Source organism: Macrococcus sp. DPC7161 (genome assembly GCF_004117835.1).
Lineage (GTDB): Bacteria > Bacillota > Bacilli > Staphylococcales > Staphylococcaceae > SDSC01.
Map to the genome: position 1 here is coordinate 1 of NZ_SDSC01000004.1, position 15,018 is coordinate 15,018.

The 15,018-nt window shown below is 33.6% G+C and carries 15 protein-coding genes; 11 read left to right on the forward strand and 4 right to left on the reverse strand.

What is annotated here, in order from left to right; all coding sequences use genetic code 11:
• Nucleotides 1–4 precede the first annotated feature (4 nt).
• From ER639_RS12570 to ER639_RS06765, 5 genes are all read left to right on the forward strand, one after another.
• Nucleotides 5–97: an IS3 family transposase gene (locus ER639_RS12570; RefSeq protein ID WP_368665656.1), complete on the forward strand. Its 93-nt coding sequence runs from the start codon at nucleotides 5–7 to the stop codon at nucleotides 95–97.
• Between the two features lie 197 nt (nucleotides 98–294).
• Nucleotides 295–1,122, forward strand: a complete 828-nt coding sequence (locus ER639_RS06750) for a YwqG family protein (protein ID WP_129065018.1) — start codon at nucleotides 295–297, stop codon at nucleotides 1,120–1,122.
• Between the two features lie 10 nt (nucleotides 1,123–1,132).
• The gene (locus tag ER639_RS06755) at nucleotides 1,133–2,020 is read left to right on the forward strand and encodes a YwqG family protein (RefSeq protein ID WP_164993380.1); all 888 of its coding nucleotides are present in this window, start codon (nucleotides 1,133–1,135) and stop codon (nucleotides 2,018–2,020) included.
• Nucleotides 2,017–2,922 carry a hypothetical protein gene (locus ER639_RS06760; RefSeq protein ID WP_129065020.1) on the forward strand — a complete coding sequence of 302 codons (906 nt, stop codon included), beginning with the start codon at nucleotides 2,017–2,019 and terminating at the stop codon, nucleotides 2,920–2,922. Before ER639_RS06755 ends, ER639_RS06760 begins: the two co-directional genes overlap by 4 nt.
• A 375-nt stretch (nucleotides 2,923–3,297) precedes the next feature.
• Nucleotides 3,298–4,677: an MFS transporter gene (locus ER639_RS06765; protein WP_164993381.1), complete on the forward strand. Its 1,380-nt coding sequence runs from the start codon at nucleotides 3,298–3,300 to the stop codon at nucleotides 4,675–4,677.
• Between the two features lie 47 nt (nucleotides 4,678–4,724).
• Here the strand turns inward: ER639_RS06765 and ER639_RS06770 are convergent, their stop codons facing one another.
• From ER639_RS06770 to ER639_RS12270, 4 genes are all read right to left on the reverse strand, one after another.
• A complete protein-coding gene (locus tag ER639_RS06770; RefSeq protein ID WP_129065022.1) occupies nucleotides 4,725–5,912 on the reverse strand; it encodes an amidohydrolase in 1,188 nt (395 codons plus the stop codon).
• Between the two features lie 354 nt (nucleotides 5,913–6,266).
• Nucleotides 6,267–6,638, reverse strand: a complete 372-nt coding sequence (locus tag ER639_RS06775; protein WP_129065023.1) for a 6-pyruvoyl trahydropterin synthase family protein — start codon at nucleotides 6,636–6,638, stop codon at nucleotides 6,267–6,269.
• Between the two features lie 152 nt (nucleotides 6,639–6,790).
• Nucleotides 6,791–6,934 carry a hypothetical protein gene (locus ER639_RS12265; RefSeq protein ID WP_164993382.1) on the reverse strand — a complete coding sequence of 48 codons (144 nt, stop codon included), beginning with the start codon at nucleotides 6,932–6,934 and terminating at the stop codon, nucleotides 6,791–6,793.
• 132 nt (nucleotides 6,935–7,066) lie between these two features.
• Nucleotides 7,067–7,204 (reverse strand): hypothetical protein, encoded by a 138-nt coding sequence (locus tag ER639_RS12270; protein WP_164993383.1) that lies wholly within the window; start codon nucleotides 7,202–7,204, stop codon nucleotides 7,067–7,069.
• Between the two features lie 244 nt (nucleotides 7,205–7,448).
• On the opposite strand from ER639_RS12270, the gene ER639_RS06780 reads away from it, so the two are divergent.
• The 6 genes from ER639_RS06780 to ER639_RS06805 all read left to right on the forward strand — a co-directional run bounded on the left by ER639_RS06780 (nucleotide 7,449) and on the right by ER639_RS06805 (nucleotide 14,965).
• Entirely contained in the window at nucleotides 7,449–7,928 is a 480-nt protein-coding gene (locus tag ER639_RS06780; protein ID WP_129065024.1) for a DUF805 domain-containing protein, read from the forward strand.
• A gap of 89 nt (nucleotides 7,929–8,017) precedes the next feature.
• The gene (locus tag ER639_RS06785; protein ID WP_164993384.1) at nucleotides 8,018–8,767 is read left to right on the forward strand and encodes a GNAT family N-acetyltransferase; all 750 of its coding nucleotides are present in this window, start codon (nucleotides 8,018–8,020) and stop codon (nucleotides 8,765–8,767) included.
• An 8-nt stretch (nucleotides 8,768–8,775) separates the two neighbouring features.
• Nucleotides 8,776–10,998, forward strand: a complete 2,223-nt coding sequence (locus ER639_RS06790; protein WP_129065026.1) for a helix-turn-helix domain-containing protein — start codon at nucleotides 8,776–8,778, stop codon at nucleotides 10,996–10,998.
• A 137-nt stretch (nucleotides 10,999–11,135) separates the two neighbouring features.
• Nucleotides 11,136–12,311, forward strand: a complete 1,176-nt coding sequence (locus ER639_RS06795) for a M20 family metallopeptidase (protein ID WP_483306231.1) — start codon at nucleotides 11,136–11,138, stop codon at nucleotides 12,309–12,311.
• A gap of 1 nt (nucleotide 12,312) precedes the next feature.
• Nucleotides 12,313–13,719, forward strand: coding sequence for an MFS transporter (locus ER639_RS06800; protein ID WP_129065027.1), 1,407 nt, complete (start codon nucleotides 12,313–12,315; stop codon nucleotides 13,717–13,719).
• A 328-nt stretch (nucleotides 13,720–14,047) separates the two neighbouring features.
• A complete protein-coding gene (locus ER639_RS06805) occupies nucleotides 14,048–14,965 on the forward strand; it encodes a helix-turn-helix transcriptional regulator (protein WP_129065028.1) in 918 nt (305 codons plus the stop codon).
• The last annotated feature ends 53 nt before the right edge of the window (nucleotides 14,966–15,018 follow it).

Sequence of the window (15,018 nt, forward strand, 5' to 3'; positions counted from 1 at the left end):
TTATATGGAATATTATAATTTCGTTAGAAAGAAGAGAAAATTAAAAAGCAAGACTCCTGTAGAATACAGAAATCTTGCTTTAATGAAAGTAGCTTAATAAAAAGTTCAACTTTTTGGGTTCACTACATTTTTAGGCTTTTTTGTATGGAGTTATTTTTTACATTATTCATACAAGAGCGTACGAAAATGATTATCGATTACATGAATTATTTCTAATAAATTTTTTTTACAAATATAATTGAGAATATAGCATTTAATATTTCTATTAATCCAACGAATTTTCGAGGTGATTGAATGTCTGAACATGTTCAAATTGATGAAGTTCTGAAACAATATCGTGCATTAACACAGAAAGAATGTATTCGCATTAAGACACACGAAAGAACACCTGAAAATGTCTTTGACAGTAAGTTCGGGGGTTTACCGTACTTACCACATGATACATCGTGTCCAGTAACTGAGTCAGGTGAACAATTGCATTTTCTTGCGCAATATCATTTAGATGAGTTACCACCGAACAATATCGGATTACCTTCTATAGGTATGCTGCAATTCTGGGTTTTGATGGATGAATATATGGGGATTAATAATGATAATCATATTATTAATGACAAACATCGCGTTATTTATTACGAGACGATTGATCAGTCGGTAACACGTGATGATGTTCAGAAGAAATATACTTATCCTGAACATGAAATTTACAATCCAGTATTTAAAGAGTTAGCGATAACATTTGAATTAGGTCAAAATGTCATGTCATTTGGAGATAGGTATTCCGATGGTATTAGAAGTAAGATTGATGGTTTTTCTAATTTAAGTGAAAGTGATCATAATAAATTCTGGTTAGCAGTAAATGAAGAAGGGCATTTTATTGGTGGTCATCCTGTATATCCAGCACATGATGTACGTGATACACGTTATTCAGAAACGTTCAACAAGCTCAATATAGATTACTCTAAACATGATGTATTATTACTTCAAATGGATTCTGAGATGAATGACGATGGCAAAAACCTGATTGTTTGGGGAGATGTAGGTAATGCGCATTTTCTAATTACGAAAGATGATCTCGCATGCCGTGATTTTAGCAATGTCTTATATGAATGGTCATGTTATTAGGAGGGATAATATGTTTAATATTCAAGACACAAGTCATTTAACTGTAAAGGAGCAATTGGCTTATCAAAGGTTTGTGGATCAATTGATGGATGTTGAATTACCAACACGTCCGTATATTAAACTAACGTCTTTTGAACTGATTGATGAAACTTTATTAAGTAGTAAAGTTGGTGGCACACCTTTTTTAAAATCTTTTGACGATATACCAGTCGATGCAAATGATGAACATATGGCGTTACTTTTTCAGATTAATTTAAGTGATTTGCCGGATGAACAAGAAATTATTCCAGCGAAACGTGGTTTAATACAATTCTGGATTAGTGCTGATGAGGATTTATATGGTTGTGACTTTAATAAGGTGTCAGAGAAGGTCAATAATCGATTGATTTATATTGAAGATTTAGAGACGGGTTTAACGTTTGAAGCGATTAAAGCTCATTTTGAAGAATTAGAGATTGATGAAGATGTATTACCTTATAGAGGTGTCATCGGATTTGACTTTGAGCTCAGTGAACAATCGATTGTTCAATCGGCAAGTGAATTTCATCCGATAATGGATGACATATGGAAGAAAGCCAACCCTGATTTTGATTACAAACAAAATATAAGTGAGCATATTGAGTTAATGCATGTGGTACATAAGACATTTTCATCCAATGATGTATTCCACCAAATTGGAGGCTATCCTTTCTTTACACAAGAAGATCCTAGATACGGTTTTGAAGATTTGAGTGATTTTGATACTTTATTAATTCAAATTGATTCAGATAATGTAGCGGATGACACTGACGCTTCGATTATGTGGGGGGACTGTGGCGTTTGTAATTTATTTGTGAGACATGAAGATTTAGCCCAGATGAAATTTGATGACTATATTTATAATTGGGATTGTTTATGATGGAAAATCAAAAGCATGACTATTTTAGTCTAACCGCTCAATCTAAATCGAAGATGATGGATGATGTTACTAAAGAATGGATTAATAAAGGTTTAAATATTTATAAGATGGTAACCTTTGAGCGATTAACCAAAACGAAATATATATTAAATAATAATTTTTTCTTTTCGTACATTCATGGAGAATACATTATTGATACTGTAGTACACATCGGAAATACCATTAAAACAAAATCAAATGAAAAGTCTAAAGAAATTAAACATATATTAACTGTGTATGTGATTGATAAGCATACCAAAAAATTGGTTGAAGAAACCGATAAAATTTTAGCTGAGTTTTCAGAGCGGTTCTTTGAAGTGAAAGATGTTGTTAAACATGATTATATTGAAATTGACGATGAGGTCATTAATAAAGTGACTATGCCTTTGAAGAATCAAATTGAACAAGTATTAGATACAGAAGTGATTGTTTCAATGGATAGGGCAAGAACAAAGTTAATAAAGGATAATATCTATCGATGGATCCTTGTTATTTGTGATGAGGATACAATTGTTCCGATATCGGTAGCTGTTAATATGGAAAATTTACATATAATAGATATAGATGAGGCATCGAGACATTATTTTGAAGAAAGAAATGATAAATATCATACGACAAGTATTAGAATAATGATGGCTTTTCATAAACTGGTAGATGATTATTTTATGACACACGTTAATACGGCTTCAAATATAGATAAGAAATTAGAAGTCGGTTTGAAAAGGATTAACTGCACTTTTAAATATGACTCAGGTAATGAAAGAAAGATGTTAAGATTTGTATACTATTTTGGACATCCTAATATAAAAGTATATGAAGATAAAGTTTTGGTAAGTGAAGTCGATTTAATGTCTGTTTTATGAATGACTTATGTAACTGAAGGTATCATTCTTCTTACTAATGAACGTTTTTAATAATTAAGTTTGATGACGTGTGCAAATTTTGCACACGTTTTTATAATGTGTGCAAAAAATGATAAAATTTGCACAGGTTATTCATATATATAATTTGAAAAATATTTAAGATGATTTATGTGTTGAGTGAGCGAAGATAAGTGATAAACGCTCACTCACTATCAAATATCGATGATTTACGTATCGAGTGAGCGAATACAACCAAATATCGCTCACTCATCACACCATCCACTCATTTTATTCTCTTTTTTCACTTTTTATAACCGATTTGCATACAAAAGTGCTAAACTGAGTTTAAATAAATATTAAAGGATGTTGATAAGTATGCGTGAGCAGGATGGGATGAAGCGGTCTGGTTTGATTGTAACAGGAATTGTGTTATCGATTTTGACGTATTGGTTGTTTGCACAGACGTTTTTAAATTTAGGTGGGGTGCTGAATGGTACGTTCCATACGTCTGAGAGTATTATTAGTTTATCGATCAGTTTAACATCTTTGATTACTGGGATTTTTATGGTAGTGGCAGGGAATTTCTCTGATAGAATTGGTCCTATTAAGCTAGCATTAACTGGGATTGTGTTAAGTATTATTGGTTCTTTATTAATTATCATTTCACCAAGTAGTGTCTTATTGATTACAGGTCGTGTGATTCAAGGTTTCTCAGCAGCGATGTTAATGCCTTCGACGATTTCTATCATCAATCAATTATTTGAAGGTGATGCACGTCGTAATGCGTTAAGTTGGTGGTCGATTGGTGCATTTGGTGGTACTGGTTTCGCTTCTTTATTTGGTGGTTTTATTTCGACGTATTTCGGTTGGCAGTGGATTTTTGTTTTATCGATTATATTTGCTGTGATTGGTTTTGTATTATTGTTTGGTTTAAAAAATCATCCATTCGTGAAAGCCTCTACGCATCAAAAGTTTGATGTAGCTGGTTTATTTATTTTTACGGTAATGATGGCCGCACTGAGTATCTTTATTACACAAGGTAGTAAGTTAGGTTGGACGAGTTTAATCAGCATTGTGCTTTTACTTACTTTTATTATTGGAACGGTTGTATTTATTCAGTTTGAAAAGCGTCAAGCTGTGCCGTTTATTGATTTGTCTATTTTCAAACACCGTGATTATACGAGTGTTGCGATTGGGAACTTCTTAATGAATATGTCGGTTGGTACGATTGCGGTGTTTAATATGTTCGTTCAGTTGAACTTCCATATGACGCCATTCCAAGCTGGTTTAATGACGTTACCGTATGTGATTTTCTTATTGTTACTTGTTAAGATTGGTGAGAAGAGTATTAAGAAGTACGGTCCTAAGAAAGCGTTGGTAATGTCACCGATTATTTTAGCGGTAGGTGTATTGATTATTTCGTTGACGTTCTTAAGTGGTCAAGTATATTTGATTGCAGCTTTACTTGGTTTCGTACTATTCGGTGCAAGTGTTGGTTTATTTGCAACACCTGCTTTGGATACAGCAATTTCTTCTTTACCTAAAGAGAAAACAGGAGTTGCTTCAGCAATCTTTAAAATGGCTTCGACTTTAGGTGCTGGTTTTGGGATTGCGATTTTAGTGACGTTATTTATGGTATTGAAGTCATTTTTATCTATACAAATGGCAGCGATGTTTGCTTTTTATGTGAATATTGTTTTAGTATTCGGGGCATTTATGGTAATGAAAATTTATTTACCAGATAAAAAAGGTTAATTTAAATTTAAAAGAGATTCAGCGCGTTTTCGCACTGAATCTCTTTTTTATCCCATTCTGTTTAATACGATTTCAGCCAATGATTTTGCACAAATCATCATCGCATCTTCATTGATTGTGAATTTAGGATGATGATTTGGATAAGGTGTTTCAACCCCTTCTGGTTTTGCTCCTACGATGTAGAATGTACCAGGTGTTTTTGTTAAATAGTAAGCGAAGTCTTCAGATCCTGATAACGCTTGACCTTCAACAACTTTATCAAAGTATGTGCCTTCGCTTTGTTTTAATATATCACGAACGGCACTTGTTTGTTCTGGATAGTTATAAAGCACTGGGTAGTCGAATTTATAGTCTAAATTCACTTTTACGCCGAACGTCTTTTCTAATCCTTCGACTTGGTTTTTAATTTCTTCGTAAGCCGGTTGTTTAGACGCTTCGTTTAAATATCTCACCGTACCTCTTAACGTCACTTTATCTTGGATAACATTGTAACCACCAGGTGCTTCAAACGCACCTACAGTCACAACAACAGATTCCCTAGGATCCATACGTCTTGAAACAACCGTTTGTAATTGTGTTACCAAGTAAGCACCTGCAACTAAAGCGTCATTTGCTGTTTGAGGAAGAGCTGCATGTCCACCTTTACCTTGAATTTCAATGTCAAAGTTAGAGCGACCAGCATATGTTTCTTTTTCATGAATTTCAATCTTACCTTGGTCTACAAATGGGAATACGTGAATACCATAAACTTCATCTAAATTATCTAAAATACCAGACTCAACAATCCCTTTGGCACCACCAGGAGGTACTTCTTCTGCATGTTGATGAATGATGCGAATCGTACCAGATAATTCATCTTTCATTTCAATTAATGATTCAGCAAGAATTAATAAATAAGCCGTATGCGCATCATGACCACAAGCATGCATCACACCATCATTTTGAGATTTAAATTCAACATCTGTTTCCTCTTGAATCGGTAACGCATCAAAATCAGCTCTTACGCCAATAGTCTTACCAGGATGATTCGTTTCAATATCAACAATAACCGCATAACCTCCACCAACATTCGTGTGAAGGGTTACATCTTTGTCCTTGTAGAAATCTTGAATATACTTCGCAGTTAACTCCTCATGGAAAGATAACTCAGGATGTTGATGTAAATAACGACGAATCTCTAACATACGAGATTGCTTTTCTTCAAGCTTTTTGAATAATGCCTCTTTAATTTTCATATGTGAAAACCCTTTCTTATTTTTTCTTAAGCTTATCAAAACTTTGGAATTCAATGTTGCTAGAAGGGTTGTGTTCAATGATTTGTAAAGAATGAGTAGGGTTTATAGGGGATTTGGGGAGATGATGTGAGAAATTTCACATGAATGGATTAGATGTTGGGTGGAATGGTTAGTGGATTTTGTGTCGAGTGAGCGAAGATAGTCAAATAACGCTCACTCAACACCAAAAACCAATGAATTCTATACTGAGTGAGCGAAGATAGTCAAATAACGCTCACTCAACACCAAAAACCAAAGAATTCTGTACTAAGTGAGCGAAGATAGTCAAATAACGCTCACTCAACACCAAATAATTTACGGTCTATAGGATGCCCATGTTTTTGGAGTTTCAGAGATTTTTACTTCAACGATTTCTTTGATACCAAGTTCATTTTTTGTCTTATCGAATAAGTATTTAGCAATATTCTCAGCAGTTGGTTGCATTGGTAGAACATCATTCAGGTGTCTGTGATCTAATTCGTTATCTATATAATTTTTTATACTATCAAGTTCTCTATAATCCACCACAAAGCCAACTTCATTTAATTCATCTGCACCTAACACAAATACAGCGATGTAGTTATGCCCGTGTAATCTGCCGCAAGGGTGTGATTCTGGTAATCCGTTAAGTACATGGCTACTAGAAAAATGAAATTGCTTTTCGATTTCGTAAACGCATCTTTTCATTGTATTCTTCCTTTCAGGTTAATTTACATTTAATAGATGAGTTATTGTACCACGATTATTGAGATGAGGAAGGTTGTGAATATGACAAAGTGATTAATTTTGTATATATAAAAAGACCTTACGCACTTTTGTATTGCGTAAGGTCCAAGTTTTTATTTTTCTTCTTTATCAGCGTTATCTTTGTTTTCGCCGTTACCGAAACGGTCGTTCACGTAATCTTTACCTTGTTGGATGTACTCATCTTTGTTTTCGTTTAAGTGGTCTTGTCCTTGTTTTTTTAAATCATCGAAATTCATTGATTATACCTCCTAGTATAAATTAACTTACAGTTACTTTTTACCCTAGTGTGATGACTTTAAACACCAATGGAATGAAAATTTTATATAAAAAAAACAGCATTCCTTCGAATGCTGATGTATGATTAATGACTATTGTAAATTAACTGAGAAACCACCAAAACTGCGACCTACAGAGATTACTTGTGATTTTGATTGTTTTTCGTTTTGTTTATTGCTGAAGTTTTCTTTGTAAGTATTAAGAGATTTTTTGTTTGTTGTGTCCATCATTTGTAGATTCTCCTTTATTAAATAAAGTTTACTTTATACATACTCTAGCACAATTTAATATCGATTTGTGGATTTCGGCGCATTATTAAGGTAACTTTAAGGTTGGGTATACTTTTACACTTTTTATAGGTGGTGTCTTATATTTAAGTTGTTTATTGTTAATAGATGTTATAAACTTATACCAATTACAAAAAAAGTAAAAACAACAAATAATCATCACAAATATATAACAGGAGGTACAAATATGATTCCAAAGATGACGATGGGGGAAGCGTTTAAGCGTTTCTGGATAAATGGTTTAGTGTTTACGGGTAGATCGAGAAGACGTGAATATTGGTTGAGTATGTTAGCTAACTTATTTATATTAATTCCATTGTTTATATTAATGGGTTTTCTTATAAGTGGTTTTGGTGTTAGTGAACGTTTGATGGATGGCATTGCTTCTATTATAGGATTAATATTTTTAGTGCCAGGCACTGCTATGATGGTTCGTCGTTTTCATGATGTGAATTTAACGGGTAAAATTCCGGTGATATTTGCGATTTTATACGGTATTTATCTTATTTTAGATGCAACACCATTAAGTAACAACATGAGTTTTATTATAACTACTGGTTTAATCAATTTTGTTACGGGTTTATTTGAATTCATTGTAACGTGTATTGATGGTACTGCTGGCCCAAATAAATATGGTGAAGATCCGAAAAGAATGATTGTCGGATAATTGATAAGCATGTCTCGCATGCTTATTTTTTTGTTTACTGACACATTTATATGATTCTTCTATATAATAGATTCAAAAGGGGTGGTTTGATGTTAGGGTTTAAAGATACGTTTAATGATTCAGAAGTATTTGAGGATAATCAGCGTTATACGCACTATCATACGCCAAGCCAATTGATTAAGTATTATGCCAATTATTTTGAGTATAAAGTAATGCCTGATTTGAAGACATTTCAGTTGGATGAGGCTTATCAAGCGCGCTTTCATAGTGAGCGTGGTCAAAAGCATGGTTTATTCATGTTTCCTGATAATGAAGTGATTCCTGAAGATATTGTGCAGTATGCATTAAGTATGGGATATGGTTTAGAGAAGATGGAATTGTATGAGTTGGTTAAAAAGCCTGAGGATCGTGCGATTGATGAAGTTGTTTGTCAGCGTGTTGTGGCAGATGATGATGTGTTTTTAGACTTTTTAGAAGTTTGTCGTGAGGGTGAAATTCAATATGGTGAGGATTTTGTTGCGTTGAAAGATCAGCTTCACCGTCGTGATTTAGAGGACCCACGTAAAATTCAAATGGTAGCGTATATTCATGGTTTTCCGGCGGGTAAGATTGAAGCGATTATTGGTAAAAATACGATTGAGATTGATGATTTCTTTGTGGATGAAACGTATCGTAATCAAGGTGTTGGGACAAAGTTACAGCAATCGATTTGGCAAATGGCAGATGGTAAACGTGTCATACTTATTGCGGATGGCAATGATTCACCGCGAGAGATGTACCAACGTCAAGGCTATGAACTTGTTTGTGAACGTTATGAGTTATTGAAGAAACCAGAATAGGTGATAATATGAAAGACTATCAAGTGTCGTTTAATACATTTGTTGAAGATAACAATTTAAGATATTCAGGGTTAGGTATTGGGCTTGTACTAGAAGGTGAACTTTCATTGATGCTCAATCATGAAATGTCGACGATTCGTCCCGGAGAGTTATTTATTTTAAATCATAAAGCGTTAATTGAGTGTCACAATCAATCAGCATTAACGGTTATGGTTCAGTTAGAGCAAAGTTTTATTAAGAAATATGTACATGACTTTAATCATTTTCAATATGTGCTTTCTAGTAATACTGAAGCACAAGATCATTTGAAAAATATTATTGCTAGAATGGGGATTAATGCGATACGTCATGAACAAAATGAAGCATTAATGAATGACCAATTAAGTTTGTCATTACTTCAACATAGTATGCAATCGTTTGAAAAGTTGAAGACACAATCTATAAATGAAGGTGAAGCGCGTGTAGAACAGATTGTTCAGTTTATTGACAGTCACTACGATGAAGTTTTGTCTTTAGAAATACTTTCAGATGCATTAAATTTATCTCCAACTTATATTTCGAAATTATTTTCAAAATCAATGGATATGGGATTACATCAATATATTAATCACGTCCGTTTGCAGCATGCGAAAGAAGATTTGGTGAATACAGATTTATCAATGACAGATATTGCGATGAATAATGGCTTCTTAAATACGTCTTCATTTTCTAGAGCCTTTAAACAGTATGAACATTGTTCACCATCAAGTTATCGCGCGAATTATCAACAAGAAATCGCGCCAATCAATAAGCCGTATGAAGTGCATGATAAATATTTGATTCATTTATTAAGTGATTATTTATCCCATGAACAATCATTTTTAGAACCGATGAATATGGATAAACGTATTCATCGCATGCAGTTGAATGCGCCAACGGTGAAATTACGTCCGTTTAAACATATCGTACAAATTGGTGATTTAAAAAATGTGTTGATTGGGTCTTATCAAGAGCAATTATTGGCTTCTAAAGATGAAATCACGTTAGAACGTATATTGGTTACAGATATTATTGGCTCACAAATCATTACGAGCGATGTGCAAACGGATGAGAAGATTCCACATTCTCATAAGTACTATCAAGTAGATGCATGTATTGATTTTCTTGTGAAGCATCAAATTGGTTTGACTGTAACTGTGAAACCGACAATCGCCTTTGAAGCGTATAAGTCTGCATTTAAAGATTTGTATCAGCATATTGCAATGCGCTTAATGCACGGTAAAGATTTAAATTTGAAGTTATATTTTAAACAAATACCTCCGCGTCAAATTGAAATTTTATTGGATATTGTTCAACATTATTTTAAAGATTTGAAGATTGATGTCTTTGTTGAATTAGATGGGGCAAGACGTACGGATTTTGAAGCGTTGAAAGCTTTTGAAGCTTCTATAGACTTATTTGTTTTTGATGCCAATCAAAATGACTTAGTGGACTTTGATTCTATGAGTGACGCCGGATTTCAAAAAGCAAAAAATTTAATTTTAAATAAGACTAATGATTTAATTGCCCAAATGAAGCAAAGTGGTATTGTTAAGCCTTTAGCGTTACTTAACTGGAACACGTTAACGGGTAATACGATGTTGACGAATGGAGAATATTTTAGAGGCGGTATTATTTTTGAGCAGTTTATTCAGTTGAATCAAATGATTGACTATATTGGCTATTGGTTAAACTATGATTTGCATATGAGTCAATGTGTAACCAATCATGACTATTTAAATTCAATTGAACTGTTCCATCAATATCATGGTAAACGCCCGGCTTATTTTACGAGTTTCTTATTTCAAAAGTTAAGAGGCGAAATTTTGTTTCAAAATAAGGAATGTTTGATTACAGGACATGCGGATCATTTCCAAGTCGTTGTATTTGATGCGGTGCACTACAATCCGCATTTAACATTACATGAACATTTAAATCGCTCAGTATACCATGAAGCGGTGATTAAAGATCTTTTACCTTCAACATATCGTGTGAAGCATTATACGTTAGATAAAGAACATGGTGCACTTTATAAAGTGTGGCAAGCGTTTAATACATCGCAAGGGATTGATCGTGAATCGATTGCATACATCAATCGTATCAGTTATCCAAAGTTTGAAGTTGAAGAGCGAATTGTAACACAAGACTTGAACCTACAATTAATGATGCAAACGAATGCCATTCATTTGTTTGATGTTAAAAGAATGCGATAGAACAATTTTTGTTATACAAAAATTGTTCTTTTGTTTTTTGGGTATATAAATTTATATAAAATGTATAGAAAATATGCAATTTATGCAAAGAGGAGCCTTTGTATCTGTCCTATAATAAAACCAAGGAGATGAGCGATATGACAAAATTAATCGAAACTTTAAAAAACAAAGAAGAGAAAATGATTGAAATCAGACGTTATCTACATGAACATCCAGAATTATCATTCCAAGAAGAGAAAACGTCACAGTACATTGCAGATTTTTATAAAGGTAAAGACGTGCAAGTAGAAACAAACATTGGCGAACGTGGTATTAAAGTAACAATTGATTCAGGCAAACCAGGAAAAACATTAGCAATCAGAGCAGATTTTGATGCATTACCAATTCAAGAAGATACAGGATTACCATTTGCATCTAAAACGGCTGGCGTAATGCACGCATGTGGTCACGATGCACATACAGCATACATGTTAGTTCTTGCAGAAACTTTGGCAGAAATGAAAGATGCATTTACTGGTAAAGTCGTAGTCATTCACCAACCAGCAGAAGAAGTGCCACCAGGTGGTGCGAAAGGTATGATCGCTGATGGCGTATTGAATAAAGTGGATCACGTATTAGGTGTTCACGTTATGAGCACAATGGAAACTGGAAAAGTATATTACCGACCAGGATACGTACAAACAGGACGTGCATTCTTTAAATTAACAATTAAAGGTAAAGCAGGACATGGTTCTTCACCACATATGGCAAATGATGCAATCGTTGCAGGTAGCGCATTCGTAACAGAAGTACAAACCATTGTTGCACGTCGCTTAAGTCCATTTGAAACAGGTGTTGTTACGATCGGATCATTTGATGGTAAAGGGCAATTCAACATCATCCAAGATACAGTAGTTATTGAAGGTGACGTAAGAGGATTAACAGATGCAACAAAACAAACGATCGAAACAGAAATCAAACGTATTTCAAAAGGTATTGAAGCAATGTTCGGTGTAACTTGTGAATTAGATTACCAAGATGATTACCCAGCATTATACAATGACCCAGAATTTACGGAATATGTTGCTAAAACATTAAGAGATGCAGATTTAGAATTTGGTGTTGAATTATGTGACGCACAACCACCATCAGAAGACTTTGCTTACTATGCAAAAGAAGTACCAAGCGCATTCATTTATACTGGTGCAAGTCCTGAAAGTGGAGAAATTTATCCACATCATCATCCAAAATTCAATATTAGTGAAAAATCATTATTAATCTCAGCAGAAGCTGTAGGTACTGTCGTATTAGATTACTTAAAAGGAGAGAACTAACATGGAAACATACAAAGGCGGCAATAAATTAATTTTAGGGATTGTATTAGGTGTTATTACATTCTGGTTATTTGCACAATCATTAGTAAACGTTGTACCAAACTTACAACAAAGTTTTGGTGCAGATATGGGTACTATTAGTATTGCAGTAAGTTTAACAGCATTATTCTCAGGAATGTTCGTAGTAGGTGCAGGTGGTATCGCAGATAAAATCGGTCGCGTAAAAATGACTAACATCGGATTGATTTTAAGTATTGTAGGTTCAGCATTAATTATCGCAACAAACTTTCCAGCATTATTAATCGTAGGTCGTATCATTCAAGGTTTATCAGCAGCATGTATCATGCCTTCAACACTTGCAATCATGAAAACTTACTATGAAGGTAAAGAACGTCAACGTGCACTTAGCTTCTGGTCAATCGGTTCTTGGGGCGGTTCAGGTGTATGTTCATTATTCGGTGGAGCAGTAGCAACAATGTTAGGTTGGAGATGGATCTTCATCTTCTCAATCGTTATCGCAATCTTAGCAATGATCTTAATTAAAGGCACTCCAGAAACAAAATCAGAATCAACAACAACAGCAAAATTCGACGTAAAAGGTTTAATCGTTTTAGTTATTATGTTATTAAGTTTAAATGTTGTAATCACTAAAGGTTCAGCAATTGGTTACACATCATTATGGTTCTTTGGTTTAATCGCAGTTGTATTAGTATCATTTGTTGTATTCTTAAAATTAGAAAACCAAGTCGACAATCCATTAATTGACTTTAAATTATTTGAAAACAAACCATACACAGGTGCAACAATTTCTAACTTCTTATTAAACGGTGTTGCAGGAACATTAATCGTTGCAAATACATTTGTACAACAAGGTTTAGGATACACTTCATTACAAGCAGGATATTTATCAATCACATACTTAGTAATGGTATTATTAATGATTCGTGTTGGTGAAAAATTACTTCAAAAAATGGGTTCTAAAAAACCAATGTTATTAGGAACATTCATCGTAATCGTTGGTGTAGCATTAATTTCATTAACATTCTTACCAGAAACAATTTACGTAATTAGTTGTGTAATCGGCTACTTATGCTTCGGTTTAGGATTAGGTATTTACGCAACACCATCAACAGATACAGCAATCTCAAATGCGCCAGAAGATAAAGTAGGGGTTGCATCAGGTATTTACAAAATGGCTTCATCATTAGGTGGTGCATTTGGTGTAGCAATCAGTGGTGCAGTATACGCTGGTGCAGTAGCAGCAACAAACGTATACACAGGTGCAATGATCGCATTATGGGTCAACGTATTAATGGGTGTTATCGCATTAGTCGCAATCATGTACGCAGTACCAAACGACGACAAACGTGTTAAAGCAGTTAACGGCACAGTTGTAAAAGCAAAATAAAAGATAAATGAATTGAAGATTTTTGTGCTGAGTGGCTAGTATTTAGGTAATACTAGCCACTCGCTACTGTTTTGTGGCTAATTTTGAGCTGACTGGCTAGTATTTAGATAATACTAGCCACCCGCAAAATTCAAATAAGCAAATATATTTATAAATCTCGACTAACTCACTCTGATTATTCGAGTTTTTTGTTATTTTTCATATAAATTTAGTAATTACGACATTTTTTGTCTTTTTATTCAATTATAATCAAATATATATTGTTTCAGACTTTAGGGAATAAGTAAGAAATGCGCATATAGAGATAAAACAGAATGGATGATGAATGATGACATATAGCAATAAGACTTTTTCGGTTTTAGATTTGTATTATCAATTTATGAACAGAAAAAAGATTACATTATCAGAAATTGAATTGAAATACGATAAAGATCTAAGAACGATTCAACGCTATATTGATATGATTGAAAAGTTCATTAATCATATTGAAAGTAATCAAGGGGTTCCTAAAGAGAAGTTAACAAAGATTAAATTTGAGAAAAAAGAGAGTGCTTATGTTTTATACAGCGAACATTTATCAGTTGATACGGCAGCTGTACTTTCAGTGTTAATTCAAATGAAGAGTTTAACGCCATTTATAGCCCCTGAAGCAATTCAATTATTTCAGTATTTATCACAGCGTTTGAATATGCATGAACGCTTACTGATTAATCAAATGTTAAATCGTTTTAATAAAGATACCGAAAAGTTTCCAGAGGATTTAGTGCCTATACAAGATGCGATTGATAAAAGGCATCGTTTAACAATGGAGTTAGATACTTCTGATGAGTCTTGGACTAAAAAAGATAAAGAAACCTTACACCGAGTGCAACCTGTCTCAATCGTGTATCAATATTATCATTATTATTTAATTTTTCATCATAAAGGCGAAGTGAAGTCATGTAAGATTATTGATATTATTACCTTTAAAAGTTATCCATCTGAAATTAAAGAAATTGAAATCACACGTCCTATTGTACTGGAAGTTACAGATGATTATTACAGATCATTTAAAGAGACGTATTCAATGGGAAAAGAACGATTTTGTCCAGTAGAAGGTAAAAGACGTTTTGAAGTGAAAATGTCACGTGAAGATGCATTTTTCTTATGTTTCCGCATTCCTGAAAAATTAAAAATTGTAGAACCGATTGAATATGTGAATTTATTTAAATCAGATATGCAACGCATACTCAATCAATATGAATAAATGATGAAACTTGCTATTTTGCGAGTTTTTTTCTTTTTATATATTTGATTTTT